We start from the raw sequence: 13,465 nt of genomic DNA, 5'->3' as shown, positions 1-13,465 counted from the left end.
GGGTGCGTGGACCAATGAGTGCGCTGCGGGGGCCGGCGGTCCTGTTCTGTCCTGGGGACCGGCCGGACAGGTACGCCAAGGCGTTGCGGGCGGCTGACTCGGTGATCGTCGACCTGGAGGACGCGGTCGCGCCCGGTGCCAAGGACGACGCGCGCCGCCAGGTCGCGGAGGGGTTCGCGAGCGGTGTGCTCGACCCGGCGCGGACGATGGTGCGCGTCAACCCGCCCGACACCGACGCGGGCCGCGCCGACCTGGAGGCGCTGGCCGGCACCGCGGTCACCACCGTGGTGCTGCCCAAAGCCGAGCGGCCCGAGGACGTCGCCGGCCTCGCGCCGCTGAGCGTCGTGGCGATCTGCGAGTCGGCACGCGGCGTGCTGGCGGCCGAGGCCCTCGCCGCGGTCGGCAACTGCGTCGGCCTGATGTGGGGCGCGGAGGACCTCGTCGCGTCGCTCGGCGGCCGGTCGAGCCGCGACGACGAGGGTCGGTACCGGCGTGTCGTCGAGCACGCCCGCGCGACGACCCTGCTCGCCGCCCGCGCGCACGGCAAGGTGGCCCTGGACGGCGTCTACCTCGCCATCGCTGACACCGACGGCCTCGCCGCAGAGGCCGCCGACTCCGTCGCGTCCGGCTACCAGGCCAAGGCCGCGATCCATCCGAGCCAGGTGCCCGTGATCAGGTCCGCGTTCGCGCCGACGCCCGAGCAGGTCGCGTGGGCACGGCGCGTGCTCGCTGCCGTCGACTCCGACAGCGGCGTCGTCGCGCACGACGGGCTGATGGTCGACGAGCCGGTGCTCGTCCAGGCGCGCACGGTACTGGCCGCGGCCGAGGCGAACGAGGGGGTTGCCGATGGGTGAGGTGAACGACGCCGATCCAGGCCCGCTCTCCGGCGTGCGCGTGCTCGACGTCTCGCAGCTGCTGCCCGGCCCGTGGGCGGCGCAGGTGCTCGCGGACCTCGGTGCCGACGTGACGAAGGTGGAGCCGCCCGGTGGTGACGGCGGGCGCACGATCCGCGGCGACGTCTTCACCGTGTCGAACCGCAACAAGCGCGGCATCGTCCTCGACCTGAAGAGCGACGAGGGCAGGCGCGCGTTCCTCGACCTCGCTCGCGACGCCGACGTGCTGGTCGAGGGCTACCGTCCCGGCGTCGTCGACCGGCTGGGCATCGGGTACGAGCACGTGGCCGCCGTCAACGCGGGGATCGTCTACTGCTCGATCACCGGGTTCGGCCAGGGGGAGGGCGCCGACCGGCAGGTCCCCGGCCACGACCTCAACTACCTCGCCGCGTCCGGTGCGCTGTCGTTCCCCGGGCACTGGGGCGAGGAGGCGCGCAGGCCAGGCGTCCCGATGGCCGACCTGGCGTCGTCGAGCTTCGCCGTGGTCGCGGTGCTCGCGGCGCTGCACGACAGGGACCGTCGCGGCCGCGGGTGCCACCTCGACGTGAGCATGACCGACGTGATGACCGCGTGGGCGTCGGCGCGCGGCGGCTCGCGGCTCGTCCGCGAGGCCGACGACAGGCGGCACCTCTACCCGACCAACGACGTGTTCGGCACCGCGGACGGGCGGCGCCTCGCGCTCGGTGCGGTGGAGGACGGGTTCTGGGAGGCGACCAGGCAGGTGCTCGCCGAGGTCGAGCCGCGGCTGGCCGACGAGCGGTTCGCCGACCGCACGCGCCATCCCGACGAGCTGCACCTGCTGGTCCGCGACGCCTTCGGCAGGAAGACGCTGGCGGACTGGCTCGAACGCCTCGCCGGCACGAACGTCCCGGTGACGCCCGTGCGGTCGCTGACCGAGGTGGCCGACGCCGCCGTGGCCGCCGGCGACGAGCTCGTGCAGGAGAAGGACGGTGAGCGGCACGTCGTCTTCCCGGTACGTAGAGACGGTGCCGTGATGGGCAGGCTGCGGTCGGCGTCGCCCGCGCTCGACAGCGGCGGGAGGAGCGTGCCATGGACTTCGCGCTGAGCGACGAGCACCGGCAGCTGCGCGAGGCCGTTCGCGACCTCGCCGGCCGGTTCGACGACGACTACTGGGCCGAGCGCGACGCGTTGCACGAGTTCCCGTGGGACTTCTACGCCGCGTTCGCGTCCGCCGGCTGGCTCGGCATCGCGATCCCCGAGGAGTACGGCGGCGGCGGGATGGGCGTGTCCGAGGCCGCCCTGCTGCTGCAGGAGGTCGCCGCGTCCGGCGCGGCGATGAACGGGTGCAGCAGCATGCACCTCACCATCTTCGGCATCAACGTCGTGGTGAAGCACGGCGCCGCAGAGCTGCGCGCGGAGGTCCTGCCGAAGGTCGTCGCGGGCGACCTGCACGTCTGCTTCGCCGTCACCGAGCCCGACGCGGGCACCGACACCACCCGCGTGCGCACCGAGGCGCGACGCGACGGCGACGACTACGTGATCAACGGGCACAAGGTGTGGATCACCAAGGCGGGTGAGAGCCAGAAGATGATGCTCGTCACCCGCACGACACCGCGCGACCAGGTCGAGAAGCCGACCGACGGCCTCACCCTGTTCCTCGTCGACGTCGACCGTGACGCGATGGACATCAGGCCGATCCCGAAGATGGGCCGCAACGCGGTGGCGTCCAACGAGGTGTTCATCGACGACCTCCGGGTGCCGGCGTCCGCCCGACTCGGCGAGGAGGGCAAGGGCTTCCGCTGCCTGCTCGACGGGCTCAACCCCGAACGCATCCTGCTGGCGCACGAGGCGGTGGGCATCGGCCGCGCCGCGCTGCGCCGGGCGGTCGACTACGCGGCGACCCGTGAGGTGTTCGGCCGGGTCATCGGGCAGAACCAGGGGATCGCCTTCCCGCTGGCCGAGGCCGACGCGCGGCTGGAGGCGGCGGAGCTCGTCGCGCGCAAGGCGGCGTGGCTCTACGACAGGGGCGAGCCGTGCGGCAGGGAGGCCAACATGGCGAAGCTGCTGTGCGCCGACGCGGGGTTCTTCGCGGCCGACCGGGCCGTGCAGACACACGGCGGCATGGGGTACGCGAAGGAGTACCACGTCGAGCGGTACTTCCGCGAGGCGCGGCTCATGCAGATCGCGCCGATCAGCCAGGAGATGGTGCTCAACTACCTCGCCCAGCACGCGCTCGGGCTGCCCCGTTCGTACTGACGCCCGAAGGAGGAGGATGCCTGTGTCCGCACCGCTGTCCGGGTTGAAGGTCGCCGTCGTCGGCGATGCGCGGGCGCTGCACGCGACCGCGCGCTGGTACGCCGACCTCGGGGCCGACGTCGTCCTGCGCCGCCACACCGCTCCGACGGCACGGGAGCGGGCGTGGCTCGGCGAGTACGACGGCGGCGACGGTCCCGTGCACGCCGACCTGCGCATCGTCGAGCAGGGCGCCGACGACTCCGGCGTGACGGCGACCGCGACCGTACGCTTCGCCGGCACGGGCACGACCGCGCCCGAACCCCGGATGGCGATGGACGAGCGCAGGCTGTCGGGTGCCAGCGGCGTCGCGGTGGCGATCGGGGAGCCCGACCGGCCGGCACTCCCGCTGCCGGACGGCGCGCTCGACCACATGGTCGGCAGCCACGTGGCCGGCGCCGGCGTCGCCGCGCTGCTGCGCGGCGAGACCGAGGTGGAGGTCGCGGCGGTCGACGTCGTCGCCTGGAGCGCGGTGACCAACGCGAACCTCTACCTGCCGTACGGCGCGCGCTGGGAGCGTGCCGGCCGGCGGGCGAGTGGGAGCGGCGGCTGCTACCCGTACAGCCTCTTCGACGTCGCGGACGGCCAGTACTGCCTGATCGGGCGTACCAGGCGCGACTGGGAGACCCTCGTCACCGCGATGGGCTCGCCGGAATGGGCTGCGGACCCGCGGTACCACGACCTGCGTGCCATGGCGAAGGACTACCCGCAGGAGGTCGACGACCGGATGGCGCCGTGGCTCACGTCGCACACGCGTGCCGACCTGAACCGCATCGCCTCGGAGTTCGGGTTCCCCGGCGGACCGGTGCTTACCCCCGGCGAGGTGCTCGACCTGCCGTCGCTGGCCGACCGGTGGCGGGAGTCCGACGTCGACGGCACCCGCGTCCGCACGCTGCGCGAACCGTTCGACGTCAGCGAGGTCGGCGGCGCGGCGGACGACAAGCCGCTGCGCGACGTCGTCGTGCTCGACCTGTCCTGGGTATGGTCGGGACCGGCGGTGAGCGTCGGGCTGGTCGACCTGGGCGCCACCGTCATCAAGGTCGAGAGCGCGACGCGGCCGGACAACACCCGGCTGCGCGGCAGGCCGACGGGGGCCGTGTTGCCCGACGACGCGCCCCGGCTCGAGGTCACGCCGTACTTCCATGCCTGCAACAGGGGGAAGCGCAGCATCGCGCTCGACCTGCGCACCGACGACGGCCGCGCGGAGCTGGCGAAGCTGGCGGCGCGGGCCGACGTCATCATCGAGAACCTCAGCCCCGGCGTCATGGACCGCTTCGGCATCGCGCCGCACGTGGTCCACGAGGCCAACCCCGGCTGCGTCTACGTGTCCATGCGCGGCTACCGGGCCCACCCGACCACCGCGGGGCTCCGCGCGTACGCGCCGGTGCTCACCGCGGGCGCGGGCGTCGAGTCGCTGGTGCGCTATCCCGGCGAGTCGTCGATCGGGATGATGACGTACGGCTTCTCCGACGCCAACGCCGCGAGCCAGGGGCTGCTGCTGGTGCTCGCCGGGCTGTGGGCGCGACGGAGCAGGGGAGTGGGCAGCCACGTCGTGCTCTCCCAGCACGAGAGCGCGATCCTCGCCAACGGGGGCAACCTCGTCGACGCGCAGCTCGGCGTCGGGAGCGACGGCCTGACACCGTTGCGAGACGACGAGCCCGCGGTCGAGATGACGGACCTGCGCGACTCCCCGTGGACCAGCGCCGACCTGCTCACGGAGGTGAAGTCGCCGTGGCTCGGCGACGTGACGGTGTCGCGGCTGCCGTGGCGGCTCGGTGGTGCGTTCCCCGAGGTGACGGCACCGGGGCCTGCGCTCGGCGAGCACACCGACGAGATCCTCACCGGCCGACTCGGCGCGACGGCGTCCCGGGTCGCGGAGCTGCGCGAGGCCGGGGTCCTGACGTGACGTCGGGGCAGGTACCCGACCTCGGTCGCGTCCTGCGCGCAGGTGACCACGTCTTCGTCGGCGAGGGGGCGGCGGAACCGTTCGCCCTGACCGAGGCGCTCGTCGAGCAGCGGCACGCCCTCGGCGGCGTCACGGTGCTGCTCGGTTACACGACGCGGGAGACGATCCGGCCCGAGCACGCCGATTCGCTACGGGTGACGATGCTCGGCGGGTACGGCGCCAACGGCGCCCTCGCCCGCGCACGTCCGGACGAGGTGCTGCCCTGCCAGCTGTCGACCCTGCCCGCGCTCATCGCACGCGGCACCGTGCCCGTCGACGCCGTCCTCGTCCAGTGCTCGCCTCCCGACCGGCACGGCCGGCACAGCCTCGGCGTGACGGTCGCCGGCCTGCCCGCCGCGCTCGCGCGTGCCCGGGTGGTCGCCGCCGAGGTCAACGACCAGATGCCGTACACACTCGGCCACACCATGCTGCCCGCCGAACGGATCGACCTGGCCGTGCACACCTCCCGGCCCCTGCCGACGCGTGACCCGGGGGAGCCGAACGACGTCGAGCGCGCGGTCGCGCAGCGGGTGGCCGAGCTCGTCCCCGACGGCGCCGTCCTGCAGTACGGCATCGGCCGCGTGCCGGACGCGGTGCTCGCCGCGTTGCGCGGCCACCGCGATCTCGGCGTGCACTCCGGTCTGGTCACCGACGGCGTCCTCGACCTCGTCGAGTGCGGCGCGGTCACCAACGCACGCAAGCCGGTCGACGCGGGCGTCACGGTCGGCGGGCTGCTGTACGGCAGCGGGCGGCTGTACGACTGGGCGGACCGCAACGACGCCCTCGCCGTGCGCCCGCTCGACGACACCCACGGGGCGGAGTCGCTGCGCAGGTTCGCCGACTTCGTCTCGGTCAACTCCGCGGTCGAGGTCGACCTCACCGGCCAGGTCAACGCCGAGACCGTCGGCGGCAGCTATGCCGGAGCCGTCGGCGGGCACGTCGACTACGTACGAGCAGGCGCGGCGGCCGAACGCGGCCTGGCCGTCGTGGCGCTCCCGGCGACGACGCGCACGCGCTCGCGGATCGTGGCCCGGCTCGACGCGGGCGTCGTCACCACCCTGCGCACCGACGTCGACGTCGTCTGCACCGAGTACGGCGTCGCGCACCTGGCCGGATGCACCCTCGGCGAGCGAGCGCGGCGCCTGACCGCGGTCGCCCACCCCGACCACCGCGAGGCCCTGGACCGCCACGCGCGCGGCCTGTGCTGATCCGACCCGTGAGGGGCACCCTCACCGTGTCCTCCGACCCGTCAGGGGCACCCTCACCGTGTCCTGGCACCGTGAGGGTGCCCCTCACGGGTTCGGTCGCGGTGACCGGGAGACACGTCAGCGGAGGCGGTCAGAGACGTCGCGCGCGGCGCTCTTCACGGCCGTGCCGATGGCCTTCTCCTGTGCCTGCAGGCGTTCCAGAGGGCCGGCGATGGTGAGGCAGCCGATGAGACGACCGGCCTGCCGGATGCCGGACGCGGCGCCGAACACGCCCGGCACGGTCTCGGCGTGGTTGAACGCGACGCCGGTGCCGCGGATCTCCTCGAGCTCCTCGAGGTACGCCGCGCGTGCCGTGGCCTCCGGCACCTGCCTGCGCAGGTAGCGGTCGAGCTGCCGTGGCGGCAGCTCGGCGAGGTAGACCTTGCCCATGCTCGTGGGCAGGAGCGGCCGCCGCTTGTTGATCGGCGGCGAGTACTTCACCAGCTGCGTGGACTCGATCGAGCTCAGGTAGAGGATCGAGTCGCCCGCCCGCGTCCCGAGGATCACGGTCTCGTCGAAGAGCCGGTGCAGCCGGCTCATCACCGGCCGCGCCCGCCCGGTGAGCGGTGGCTGCTCCGCGGCCTGGACGAGCATCTGCACGGCGGGGCCGATCACGTACCCGCCGCCCTGCTCGGTGAGGTAGCCGACGGCGACCAGTCCCTTGAGGAGCCCGTGCACGGACGACTTGGGCGCGTCGAGCTCGTCGGCGATCGTGCTCAGCCGGACGCCGTCCCTGGTGTGGGCCGCCGCCTCGAGGATGGACGCGATCCGGGAGACCGTGCGGTGCTCCTTCTCCGGATTCGGTTGCCGTCCATCGTTGTCCGCCATCATGCTCCCCCTTTCCGCGATGGGAGAAGTCTCTCATCACGCGAGCACCAGGGCGACGCATTCCGGGGCCCGGTACGCTCGCGTGGTTACCGCCGGGTAGGAGATGGGCTGGAGCTGGCATGGAGTTCGTACGGGTCGAGGTCGCCGACGGGGTCGGCACCGTCCGGCTTGACCGTCCGAAGATGAACGCGCTCGACCGGCAGATGCAGGCCGAGATCGGCGAGGCGGCGGCCGAGTGCGCCACACGCGACGACGTCCGCGCGGTGGTGGTCTACGGCGGCGAGAAGGTCTTCGCGGCCGGGGCGGACATCAAGGAGATGGACGCCATGTCGTACGCCGAGATGGCGGCGCACTCCCGTGATCTGCAGGCCGCGTTCACCCGGGTCGCGCGCATCCCCAAGCCGGTGATCGCGGCGATCACGGGCTACGCGCTCGGCGGCGGCTGCGAGCTGGCGCTGTGCTGCGACTTCCGGGTGGTGGCCGACGACGCGAAGCTCGGCCAGCCGGAGATCCTGCTCGGCATCATCCCCGGCGCCGGCGGCACGCAGCGACTCACCCGCCTGGTCGGCCCTGCCCGGGCGAAGGACCTCGTCTTCAGCGGTCGTCAGGTCACCGCCGAGGAGGCGTCGGCCATCGGCCTCGTCGACAAGGTGGTGCCCGCCGCGGAGGTCTACGAGACCGCGCGCGCGTGGGCGGCGCAGTTCGCGTCCGGCCCCGCAGTGGCGCTCGCCGCCGCCAAGGACGCGATCGACCGCGGTGTCGAGGTCGACCTCGACACCGGCCTGGAGATCGAGCGCGCCCACTTCGCCGGGCTGTTCGCCACCGACGACAAGGCCGCGGGCTTCACCGCGTTCGTCGGCAAGTCCGCGCCAGAGTTCAAGGGACGGTGATGGTGAGCCAATCCAAGCCGGCATATCCCGCCGTCCACCTCCGCTCCGCTCCTCGCTCTGTGGTCGTGCGGTCGTGGAGGGCGCTTCGGACCGCTGCGATGCTCACTTCGGAGGACGGCTCGTGACAACGTTCGACTACGACACCGTCAGCCAGGACCCCAAGCAGGCCAACACGATCTACCACGACTGGGAGTCCGAGCACTACGACGACAAGTGGTCGATCTCCTTCGACGAACGCTGCATCGCGTACGCGCGCGACAGGTTCGCCGCCGTCGCCGGCACCGACGGGTGGCCGTACGCCAAGGCGCTCGAGCTCGGCTGCGGCACCGGCTTCTTCCTCCTCAACCTGCGCCAGGCCGGCGTGCTCCAGGAGGGACACGTCACCGACATCAGCTCCGGCATGGTCGAGGCCGCGAAGCGCAACGCGGAGCAACTGGGCTTCACGATCGACGGGCGGGTCGCCGACGCCGAGCGCATCCCGTACGACGACGACACGTTCGACCTCGTGGTCGGGCACGCGGTGCTGCACCACATCCCCGACGTCGAGCAGGCGATGCGCGAGGTCGTCCGCGTCCTCAAGCCCGGTGGGCGCTTCGTCTTCGCCGGCGAGCCGACGACGATCGGCGACTTCTACGCGCGCCGCCTCGGTCGGCTGACGTGGTGGGCGACGACCAGGATCACCGGGCTGCCCGGGCTGCGCGAGACCTGGGGGCGGCCTAAGGCCGAGCTCGCCGAGCAGTCGGAGGCGGCCGCGCTCGAGTGGGTCGTCGACCTGCACACGTTCGACCCCGAGCAGTTGGCCCGCACGTGCCTGCGCGCCGGCGCGGTCGACGTGGACACGAAGACCGAGGAGCTCGCGGCAGCGTTCTTCGGTTGGCCGGTGCGCACGTTCGAGTCGGTGGTCAACCGTGAGCGGCTGGGCTGGAACTGGGCGATGTTCGCGTACCGCGGCTGGCAGGCGCTGTCGGCGTTCGACCGGGCCGTGCTCGCCAAAATCATGCCGCCGGAGGTCTTCTACAACGTTATGGTGACCGGGGCGGCACCGTAGCGAACTCTGGAGGACCGGTGGAGCACGACACCGCCGAGATGATGCGGGTCAACGCCCGCAACTGGGACACCCGTACGTCCGTCCACGTCGCCAGCGACTTCTACGACCTCGCCGGCCTGCGTGCCGGCGCCGATCGGCTCGCTCCGTTCGAGTACGACGAGCTCGGCCCGCTCGAGGGCCGCGACCTCGTGCACCTGCAGTGCCACATCGGCACCGACACCGTCTGCCTCGCACGGGCCGGCGCCCGCGCGGTCGGCGTCGACCTCTCCCCGGAGTCCGTCGCGTCGGCGCGGACGCTCGCGGCCGAGTGCGGTGTCGACGTCAGGTACGAGGCGGCGAACGTGTACGACGCCGCCGACGTGCTCGGCCGTGAACGGTTCGACGTCGTCTACACCGGCAAGGGCTCGTTGGTCTGGCTGCCCGACCTCGACCGCTGGGCGCGCGTGGTCGCCGACCTGCTGCGCCCGGGCGGCCTCCTGCACCTCGTCGAGTTCCACCCGCTGCTCGGGTCGCTCGCCGACGAGCAGCCGGACGAGGGTCTCGCGGTGGCGTACGACTACCTCGGCGGCCGCGGCGCGCACCGGTTCGACGGGCCGCACACGTACACCGACGGCGACGCGCTCACCGAGAACACCGTCACGTACCAGTGGGCACACGGCCTCGACGAGGTCGTGAACGCCCTGGTCGGGGCGGACCTGCGGATCGTGTCGCTGGTCGAGCACGACATCCTGCCCTGGCGGCGGTTCGCGGACATGCCCGACGCGGGCAACGGCTGGTGCCGCCTGCCCGAGGGCCGCCCGCGCGTGCCGCTGCTCTACTCCCTGCGCGCGGTCCGCGACTAGGGACCCGCGGTCGCCGGCACCGGCGCCGGCCCGCAGACCCGCAGCCCGCCCACCCGTGGAGGGCACCCTCACCGCGGCCTGGCACCGTGAGGGTGCCCCTCACGGTGCCAGGCCGCGCTACCGTGGTCGACCATGGTGAGCCGCAGGGACCCACGGCAGGCGCGCTTCCTCACCTGGGCGTCGCTGCGCTGGGTCGTCCGCAACCGGGCGTGGACCCCGTTCTACCTCGTCCGCTACCTCCGCTTCCTCCGGCTGCGGCTCCGGCACCCGCACGTCGTCACCGAGGGGTTCGTCTTCCTCGGCCGTCGCACCGAGGTGTATGCGCGCAAGGGCTACGGACGCATGGTCCTCGGCCGGTGGACGCACTTCGGCGACCGCACCGCGCTGCGCTGTCACGAGGGCAACCTGCGTGTGGGGGAGAAGACCGTCTTCGGCCAGGACATCAGCCTGAACTGCTACCTCGACGTCGAGGTCGGCGCCGCCACGCTGGTCGCCGACAATGTGTACATCGCGGACTTCGACCACCGGACGGACGACCTCACCGTCCCGATCAAGGACCAGGGCATCGTGAAGCGTCCCGTGCGGATCGGGCCCGACGTGTGGATCGGCACCAAGGCCACCGTGCTGCGCGGGGTCGAGATCGGCCGCGGCGGCGTGGTCGGCGCCAACTCCGTCGTGACGAGGGACGTCCCCGACTACGCCATCGCCTGCGGCGTCCCCGCCCGCGTCGTCCGCTCCCGCCTCACCAGTGACCAGCCGCAGCGCCCGACGCCGCCACCGCAACGAGGCGTCGACCGCACTTCACATGGCACTACCTGGTCGAATGCCCGGGTTGCCCCGCTTCGCGACCGGTAATGCCATGTCATGTCGCGGACCATCGCGATAGCGGGAGGCCCCGGGTCAGGACGGGCGCCCGCCGAACTGCCAGCGGTGCACCTCGATATCGGCGTGCCGGTCCTGGGTCATGACGGTACGGGCCGTGTCCGGGTCCGGCGCACGGAGCAGCGCCGCCGTACCCAGCCAGGTGGCGCCGCTGTCGGACAGCAGCGGCCCGTACGCGATCAGCTCGTCCCGGTCGGGCGGTCCGGCGAGATCGGCGGCCCGCCCCTCTCCCAGACCGAGCACCAGGTACCGGTCGCCACCCGAGCGGCCGCCGGGGAAGTCCCACATGGTCCGCCCCAGCGTGTTGCGCCATCGCCGCAGCAGCACGTCGCGGTACACGCCGGCCTGGTAGTTGGGCTCGTCGAAGGCGAACGCGCGGGCCGCGACGGGATCGGGCAGGTCCACGATGTGCACGCTCCCCGAGGGCGTGTTGCCGCCGTCGACGAACGTCGGACCGCGGGCGATCATCTGCGCCGCGTACCGGTCCATGTAGGACCAGTGCTCCTCCAGCATCTCGTCGCGCAACGCTGCGGAGCCGGATCGGTCGCGGTGATAGCAGAAGAACTCCATGCCCGCAGTCTCGACCACGACGTCAGGTCAGGGGTCTGGTCATGGAGTATGCGCGGGCGACCTCGCGGTAGCCGAGCCAGTCGTTGACCGCGAGCATCGGCGCGTTGGCGAGGTCGTTGCCGGTCGTCGCGCCAGAGTAGCCGCGGGCCGCGGCGGCGCGCAGGGCGGTCGCCTTCGCGAGCTTCGCCAGGTCGCGTCCGCGGTAGCTGGGCGGCGTGCCCGTCATCGTCGACCAGGCCCGGTGCAGGTCGGGGTCCGCCTGCGTCATCGTGTACGACGCGAGCGTCGTGCCGTCGAGAACAGCGACGCCGAGGGCCGGCTCGTGGTCGGGGTAGTCCCAGAACTCCCGCAGCCACACGGCATACGGCATCCGCGGCGTCGACCCGCTCGGGTCGTCCTCGGCGGTCGCCTGGTGTGCGCGCCAGACGGCAGGCAGGTCGGTCATGTCGTCGAGCGGCACGACGGTGAGTCCGTCCGGCGTGGGCGGCGGAGGCGGGCAGTCGTGCGGGTCGCAGCCGGAGAACCGGTGCACGTGCTCGCCGGTGTAGCCGCGGTGCTCGGCGAAGCCGGGCGACACCCCGTCGGCGTTGACGAACGCGTACGTGTGTGCGGCGCCGAGCCCGAGCGCCGTCGCCTCCAGGCGGGCGAGGAGCGTGGAACCGACGCCCGCGCGGCGGGCACCCGGGGACACGAGCAGGTGGAGGTGCGCCGTGTCGTCGTGGCCGGACGGCGAGTACCTGACGGCGCCGTAGCCGATCACCCGGCCCGCGCGCTCGGCCACCAGCGAGCCGGGCTCCATGAGAGCGGGACCGACCACCCGCGCCGTCCGCACGGTGTACGGCACGCACTGCGCCCACAACCCGGTGACGTCGGCGACGTCGGCGTCGCACGGTGCGCGGACGAGGGGCTCGCGGGTCATCCGACCTCCTCGTCGCGGTGGCCCGTAGTCTCACCCGGGTGGAACAGGGTGGCAAGCAGATTCCGGGTCCTTCGACGCCGCCGCAGCGGGTTGCGCTGAGCGGGTTCGCGTGCTTCACGCGAGGGCAGGCGTTCGTGTTCCGGCGGCCGCGGCTGTGGCCGCTCGGGCTGCTGCCCGCGCTGGTGACGTTCGCCGTGCTCTGCACCCTCGTCGTGCTGCTCGCCGTCTTCGTCGGCGACTTCGTGGCGTGGGCGACCCCGTTCGCCGACGGCTGGTCGCCGGGGGTGCGCGACGTGAGCAGGACGGTCGTGTCGCTGATGCTCGTCGGACTGGCGATGTGGCTGTCCGTCCTCGTGTTCGTGTCGCTGACGCTGCTGTTCGGGCAGCCGTTCTACGAGGGGCTCTCGCGGCTCGCCGAGCAGGAGCTCGGCGACGCGCCGGTCGAGGCGGACGAGGCGTGGCACCGCGGGCTCGGCCGCGCGGTCCGCGAGACGCTGGCGATGCTCGTCAGGACGCTTCCGGCCGGCCTCCTCGTCTTCCTCGCCGGACTGATCCCCGTCGTCGGCCAGGTCGCGGGGTGGATCCTCGGCGCTCTGGTCGGCGGCCGCTTCCTCGCCCTGGAGCTGATGGCTCCCGCGATGGAGCGCCGCGGCAGATACCTGCCCGACCGGCTGGCACTCGCGCGCCGCAATCGGGGGCAGGTCTTCGCGTTCGGCGTGCCGACGTTCGTACTCTTCCTCGTCCCGCTGCTCGCGGTGGTACTCATGCCTGGCGCGGTCGTCGGGGCCACGCTCCTGGTCCGCGAGCTCGCCGACCGGCCGGTCGGCGAGAGGTGACGGGAGTCACGCTTGCCCGGTGCTTGCGAGAGCTCGCACCGACGGCTACCGACCGGTAACATCACGGTGAGCCCGCCGCGGCACGCGGTGGGCTCATCTGGCAAGGTGACCGATGACGGGCGCCGCACGGACCGCCCGCCGTCAACGCGTTGGCTCGGAGGGCAGCCGCCAGCATGAATATCGTCGTTTGCGTCAAGCAGGTGCCCGACACGTATTCGGAGCGCAAGCTCGATCCTGTTGACAAGACCCTCGACCGTGCGTCGGCCGATGGTGTCATCAATGAGCTCGATGAGTACGCGATCGAGGAGGCGT

The 13,465-nt window shown here is 72.7% G+C and carries 14 protein-coding genes; 11 read left to right on the top strand and 3 right to left on the bottom strand.

The annotated features are described in order from the left end of the window. Positions 1-14: 14 nt before the first annotated feature. Genes GEV10_21295 through GEV10_21275 form a run of 5 tightly spaced genes read left to right on the top strand, consistent with a single transcriptional unit; the run spans position 15 to position 6,299 of the window. Positions 15-854 (top strand): CoA ester lyase, encoded by an 840-nt coding sequence (locus tag GEV10_21295; protein ID MQA80984.1) that lies wholly within the window; start codon positions 15-17, stop codon positions 852-854. After that, positions 847-1,959, top strand: a complete 1,113-nt coding sequence (locus GEV10_21290; GenBank protein ID MQA80983.1) for a CoA transferase — start codon at positions 847-849, stop codon at positions 1,957-1,959. The genes GEV10_21295 and GEV10_21290 overlap by 8 nt, the downstream gene beginning before the upstream one ends. After that, complete coding sequence (locus tag GEV10_21285) at positions 1,944-3,110, top strand: acyl-CoA dehydrogenase (GenBank protein ID MQA80982.1); 1,167 nt, start codon at positions 1,944-1,946, stop codon at positions 3,108-3,110. The genes GEV10_21290 and GEV10_21285 overlap by 16 nt, the downstream gene beginning before the upstream one ends. Positions 3,111-3,126: 16 nt before the next feature. Beyond that, entirely contained in the window at positions 3,127-5,052 is a 1,926-nt protein-coding gene (locus GEV10_21280; protein MQA80981.1) for a hypothetical protein, read from the top strand. Continuing rightward, positions 5,049-6,299: an acetyl-CoA hydrolase gene (locus tag GEV10_21275; protein MQA80980.1), complete on the top strand. Its 1,251-nt coding sequence runs from the start codon at positions 5,049-5,051 to the stop codon at positions 6,297-6,299. Before GEV10_21280 ends, GEV10_21275 begins: the two co-directional genes overlap by 4 nt. A gap of 117 nt (positions 6,300-6,416) precedes the next feature. On the opposite strand, the gene GEV10_21270 is transcribed toward GEV10_21275, so the two are convergent. Continuing rightward, positions 6,417-7,169 (bottom strand): helix-turn-helix domain-containing protein, encoded by a 753-nt coding sequence (locus tag GEV10_21270; protein MQA80979.1) that lies wholly within the window; start codon positions 7,167-7,169, stop codon positions 6,417-6,419. A 116-nt stretch (positions 7,170-7,285) separates the two neighbouring features. Here GEV10_21270 and GEV10_21265 point away from each other — a divergent pair, with 116 nt between their 5' ends. From GEV10_21265 to GEV10_21250, 4 genes are all read left to right on the top strand, one after another. After that, positions 7,286-8,056: an enoyl-CoA hydratase/isomerase family protein gene (locus tag GEV10_21265; protein ID MQA80978.1), complete on the top strand. Its 771-nt coding sequence runs from the start codon at positions 7,286-7,288 to the stop codon at positions 8,054-8,056. 121 nt (positions 8,057-8,177) lie between these two features. After that, positions 8,178-9,104: a methyltransferase domain-containing protein gene (locus tag GEV10_21260; protein MQA80977.1), complete on the top strand. Its 927-nt coding sequence runs from the start codon at positions 8,178-8,180 to the stop codon at positions 9,102-9,104. A 38-nt stretch (positions 9,105-9,142) separates the two neighbouring features. Next, positions 9,143-9,946 (top strand): methyltransferase domain-containing protein, encoded by an 804-nt coding sequence (locus GEV10_21255; protein MQA80976.1) that lies wholly within the window; start codon positions 9,143-9,145, stop codon positions 9,944-9,946. 132 nt (positions 9,947-10,078) lie between these two features. Then, positions 10,079-10,801, top strand: coding sequence for an acyltransferase (locus tag GEV10_21250; protein ID MQA80975.1), 723 nt, complete (start codon positions 10,079-10,081; stop codon positions 10,799-10,801). 45 nt (positions 10,802-10,846) lie between these two features. On the opposite strand, the gene GEV10_21245 is transcribed toward GEV10_21250, so the two are convergent. Then, positions 10,847-11,398: a hypothetical protein gene (locus tag GEV10_21245; GenBank protein MQA80974.1), complete on the bottom strand. Its 552-nt coding sequence runs from the start codon at positions 11,396-11,398 to the stop codon at positions 10,847-10,849. A 22-nt stretch (positions 11,399-11,420) separates the two neighbouring features. Next, positions 11,421-12,317, bottom strand: coding sequence for a GNAT family N-acetyltransferase (locus GEV10_21240; protein MQA80973.1), 897 nt, complete (start codon positions 12,315-12,317; stop codon positions 11,421-11,423). On the opposite strand from GEV10_21240, the gene GEV10_21235 reads away from it, so the two are divergent. Beyond that, positions 12,290-13,153: a hypothetical protein gene (locus GEV10_21235; GenBank protein MQA80972.1), complete on the top strand. Its 864-nt coding sequence runs from the start codon at positions 12,290-12,292 to the stop codon at positions 13,151-13,153. The two genes, GEV10_21240 and GEV10_21235, sit on opposite strands and share 28 nt — an antisense overlap. Before the next feature lie 173 nt (positions 13,154-13,326). Further along, positions 13,327-13,465: electron transfer flavoprotein subunit beta (locus GEV10_21230; protein MQA80971.1), on the top strand; the 139-nt coding region annotated here is incomplete at its 3' end.

It is taken from the genome of Streptosporangiales bacterium (assembly GCA_009379955.1).
Classification (GTDB): Bacteria; Actinomycetota; Actinomycetes; order Streptosporangiales; family WHST01; genus WHST01.
Note: the sequence above shows the minus strand (reverse complement) of the source record. Positions and strands in the feature narration are given on the sequence as shown.

Bases quoted from the DNA above. Each gene is read 5' to 3' on its own strand.
- GEV10_21295 (MQA80984.1), top strand. From the start codon at position 15: ATGAGTGCGCTGCGGGGGCCGGCGGTCCTGTTCTGTCCTGGGGACCGG.
- GEV10_21290 (MQA80983.1), top strand. From the start codon at position 847: ATGGGTGAGGTGAACGACGCCGATCCAGGCCCGCTCTCCGGCGTGCGC.
- GEV10_21285 (MQA80982.1), top strand. From the start codon at position 1,944: ATGGACTTCGCGCTGAGCGACGAGCACCGGCAGCTGCGCGAGGCCGTT.
- GEV10_21280 (MQA80981.1), top strand. From the start codon at position 3,127: ATGCCTGTGTCCGCACCGCTGTCCGGGTTGAAGGTCGCCGTCGTCGGC.
- GEV10_21270 (MQA80979.1), bottom strand. From the start codon at position 7,169: ATGATGGCGGACAACGATGGACGGCAACCGAATCCGGAGAAGGAGCAC.
- GEV10_21265 (MQA80978.1), top strand. From the start codon at position 7,286: ATGGAGTTCGTACGGGTCGAGGTCGCCGACGGGGTCGGCACCGTCCGG.
- GEV10_21255 (MQA80976.1), top strand. From the start codon at position 9,143: ATGATGCGGGTCAACGCCCGCAACTGGGACACCCGTACGTCCGTCCAC.
- GEV10_21250 (MQA80975.1), top strand. From the start codon at position 10,079: ATGGTGAGCCGCAGGGACCCACGGCAGGCGCGCTTCCTCACCTGGGCG.
- GEV10_21245 (MQA80974.1), bottom strand. From the start codon at position 11,398: ATGGAGTTCTTCTGCTATCACCGCGACCGATCCGGCTCCGCAGCGTTG.
- GEV10_21240 (MQA80973.1), bottom strand. From the start codon at position 12,317: ATGACCCGCGAGCCCCTCGTCCGCGCACCGTGCGACGCCGACGTCGCC.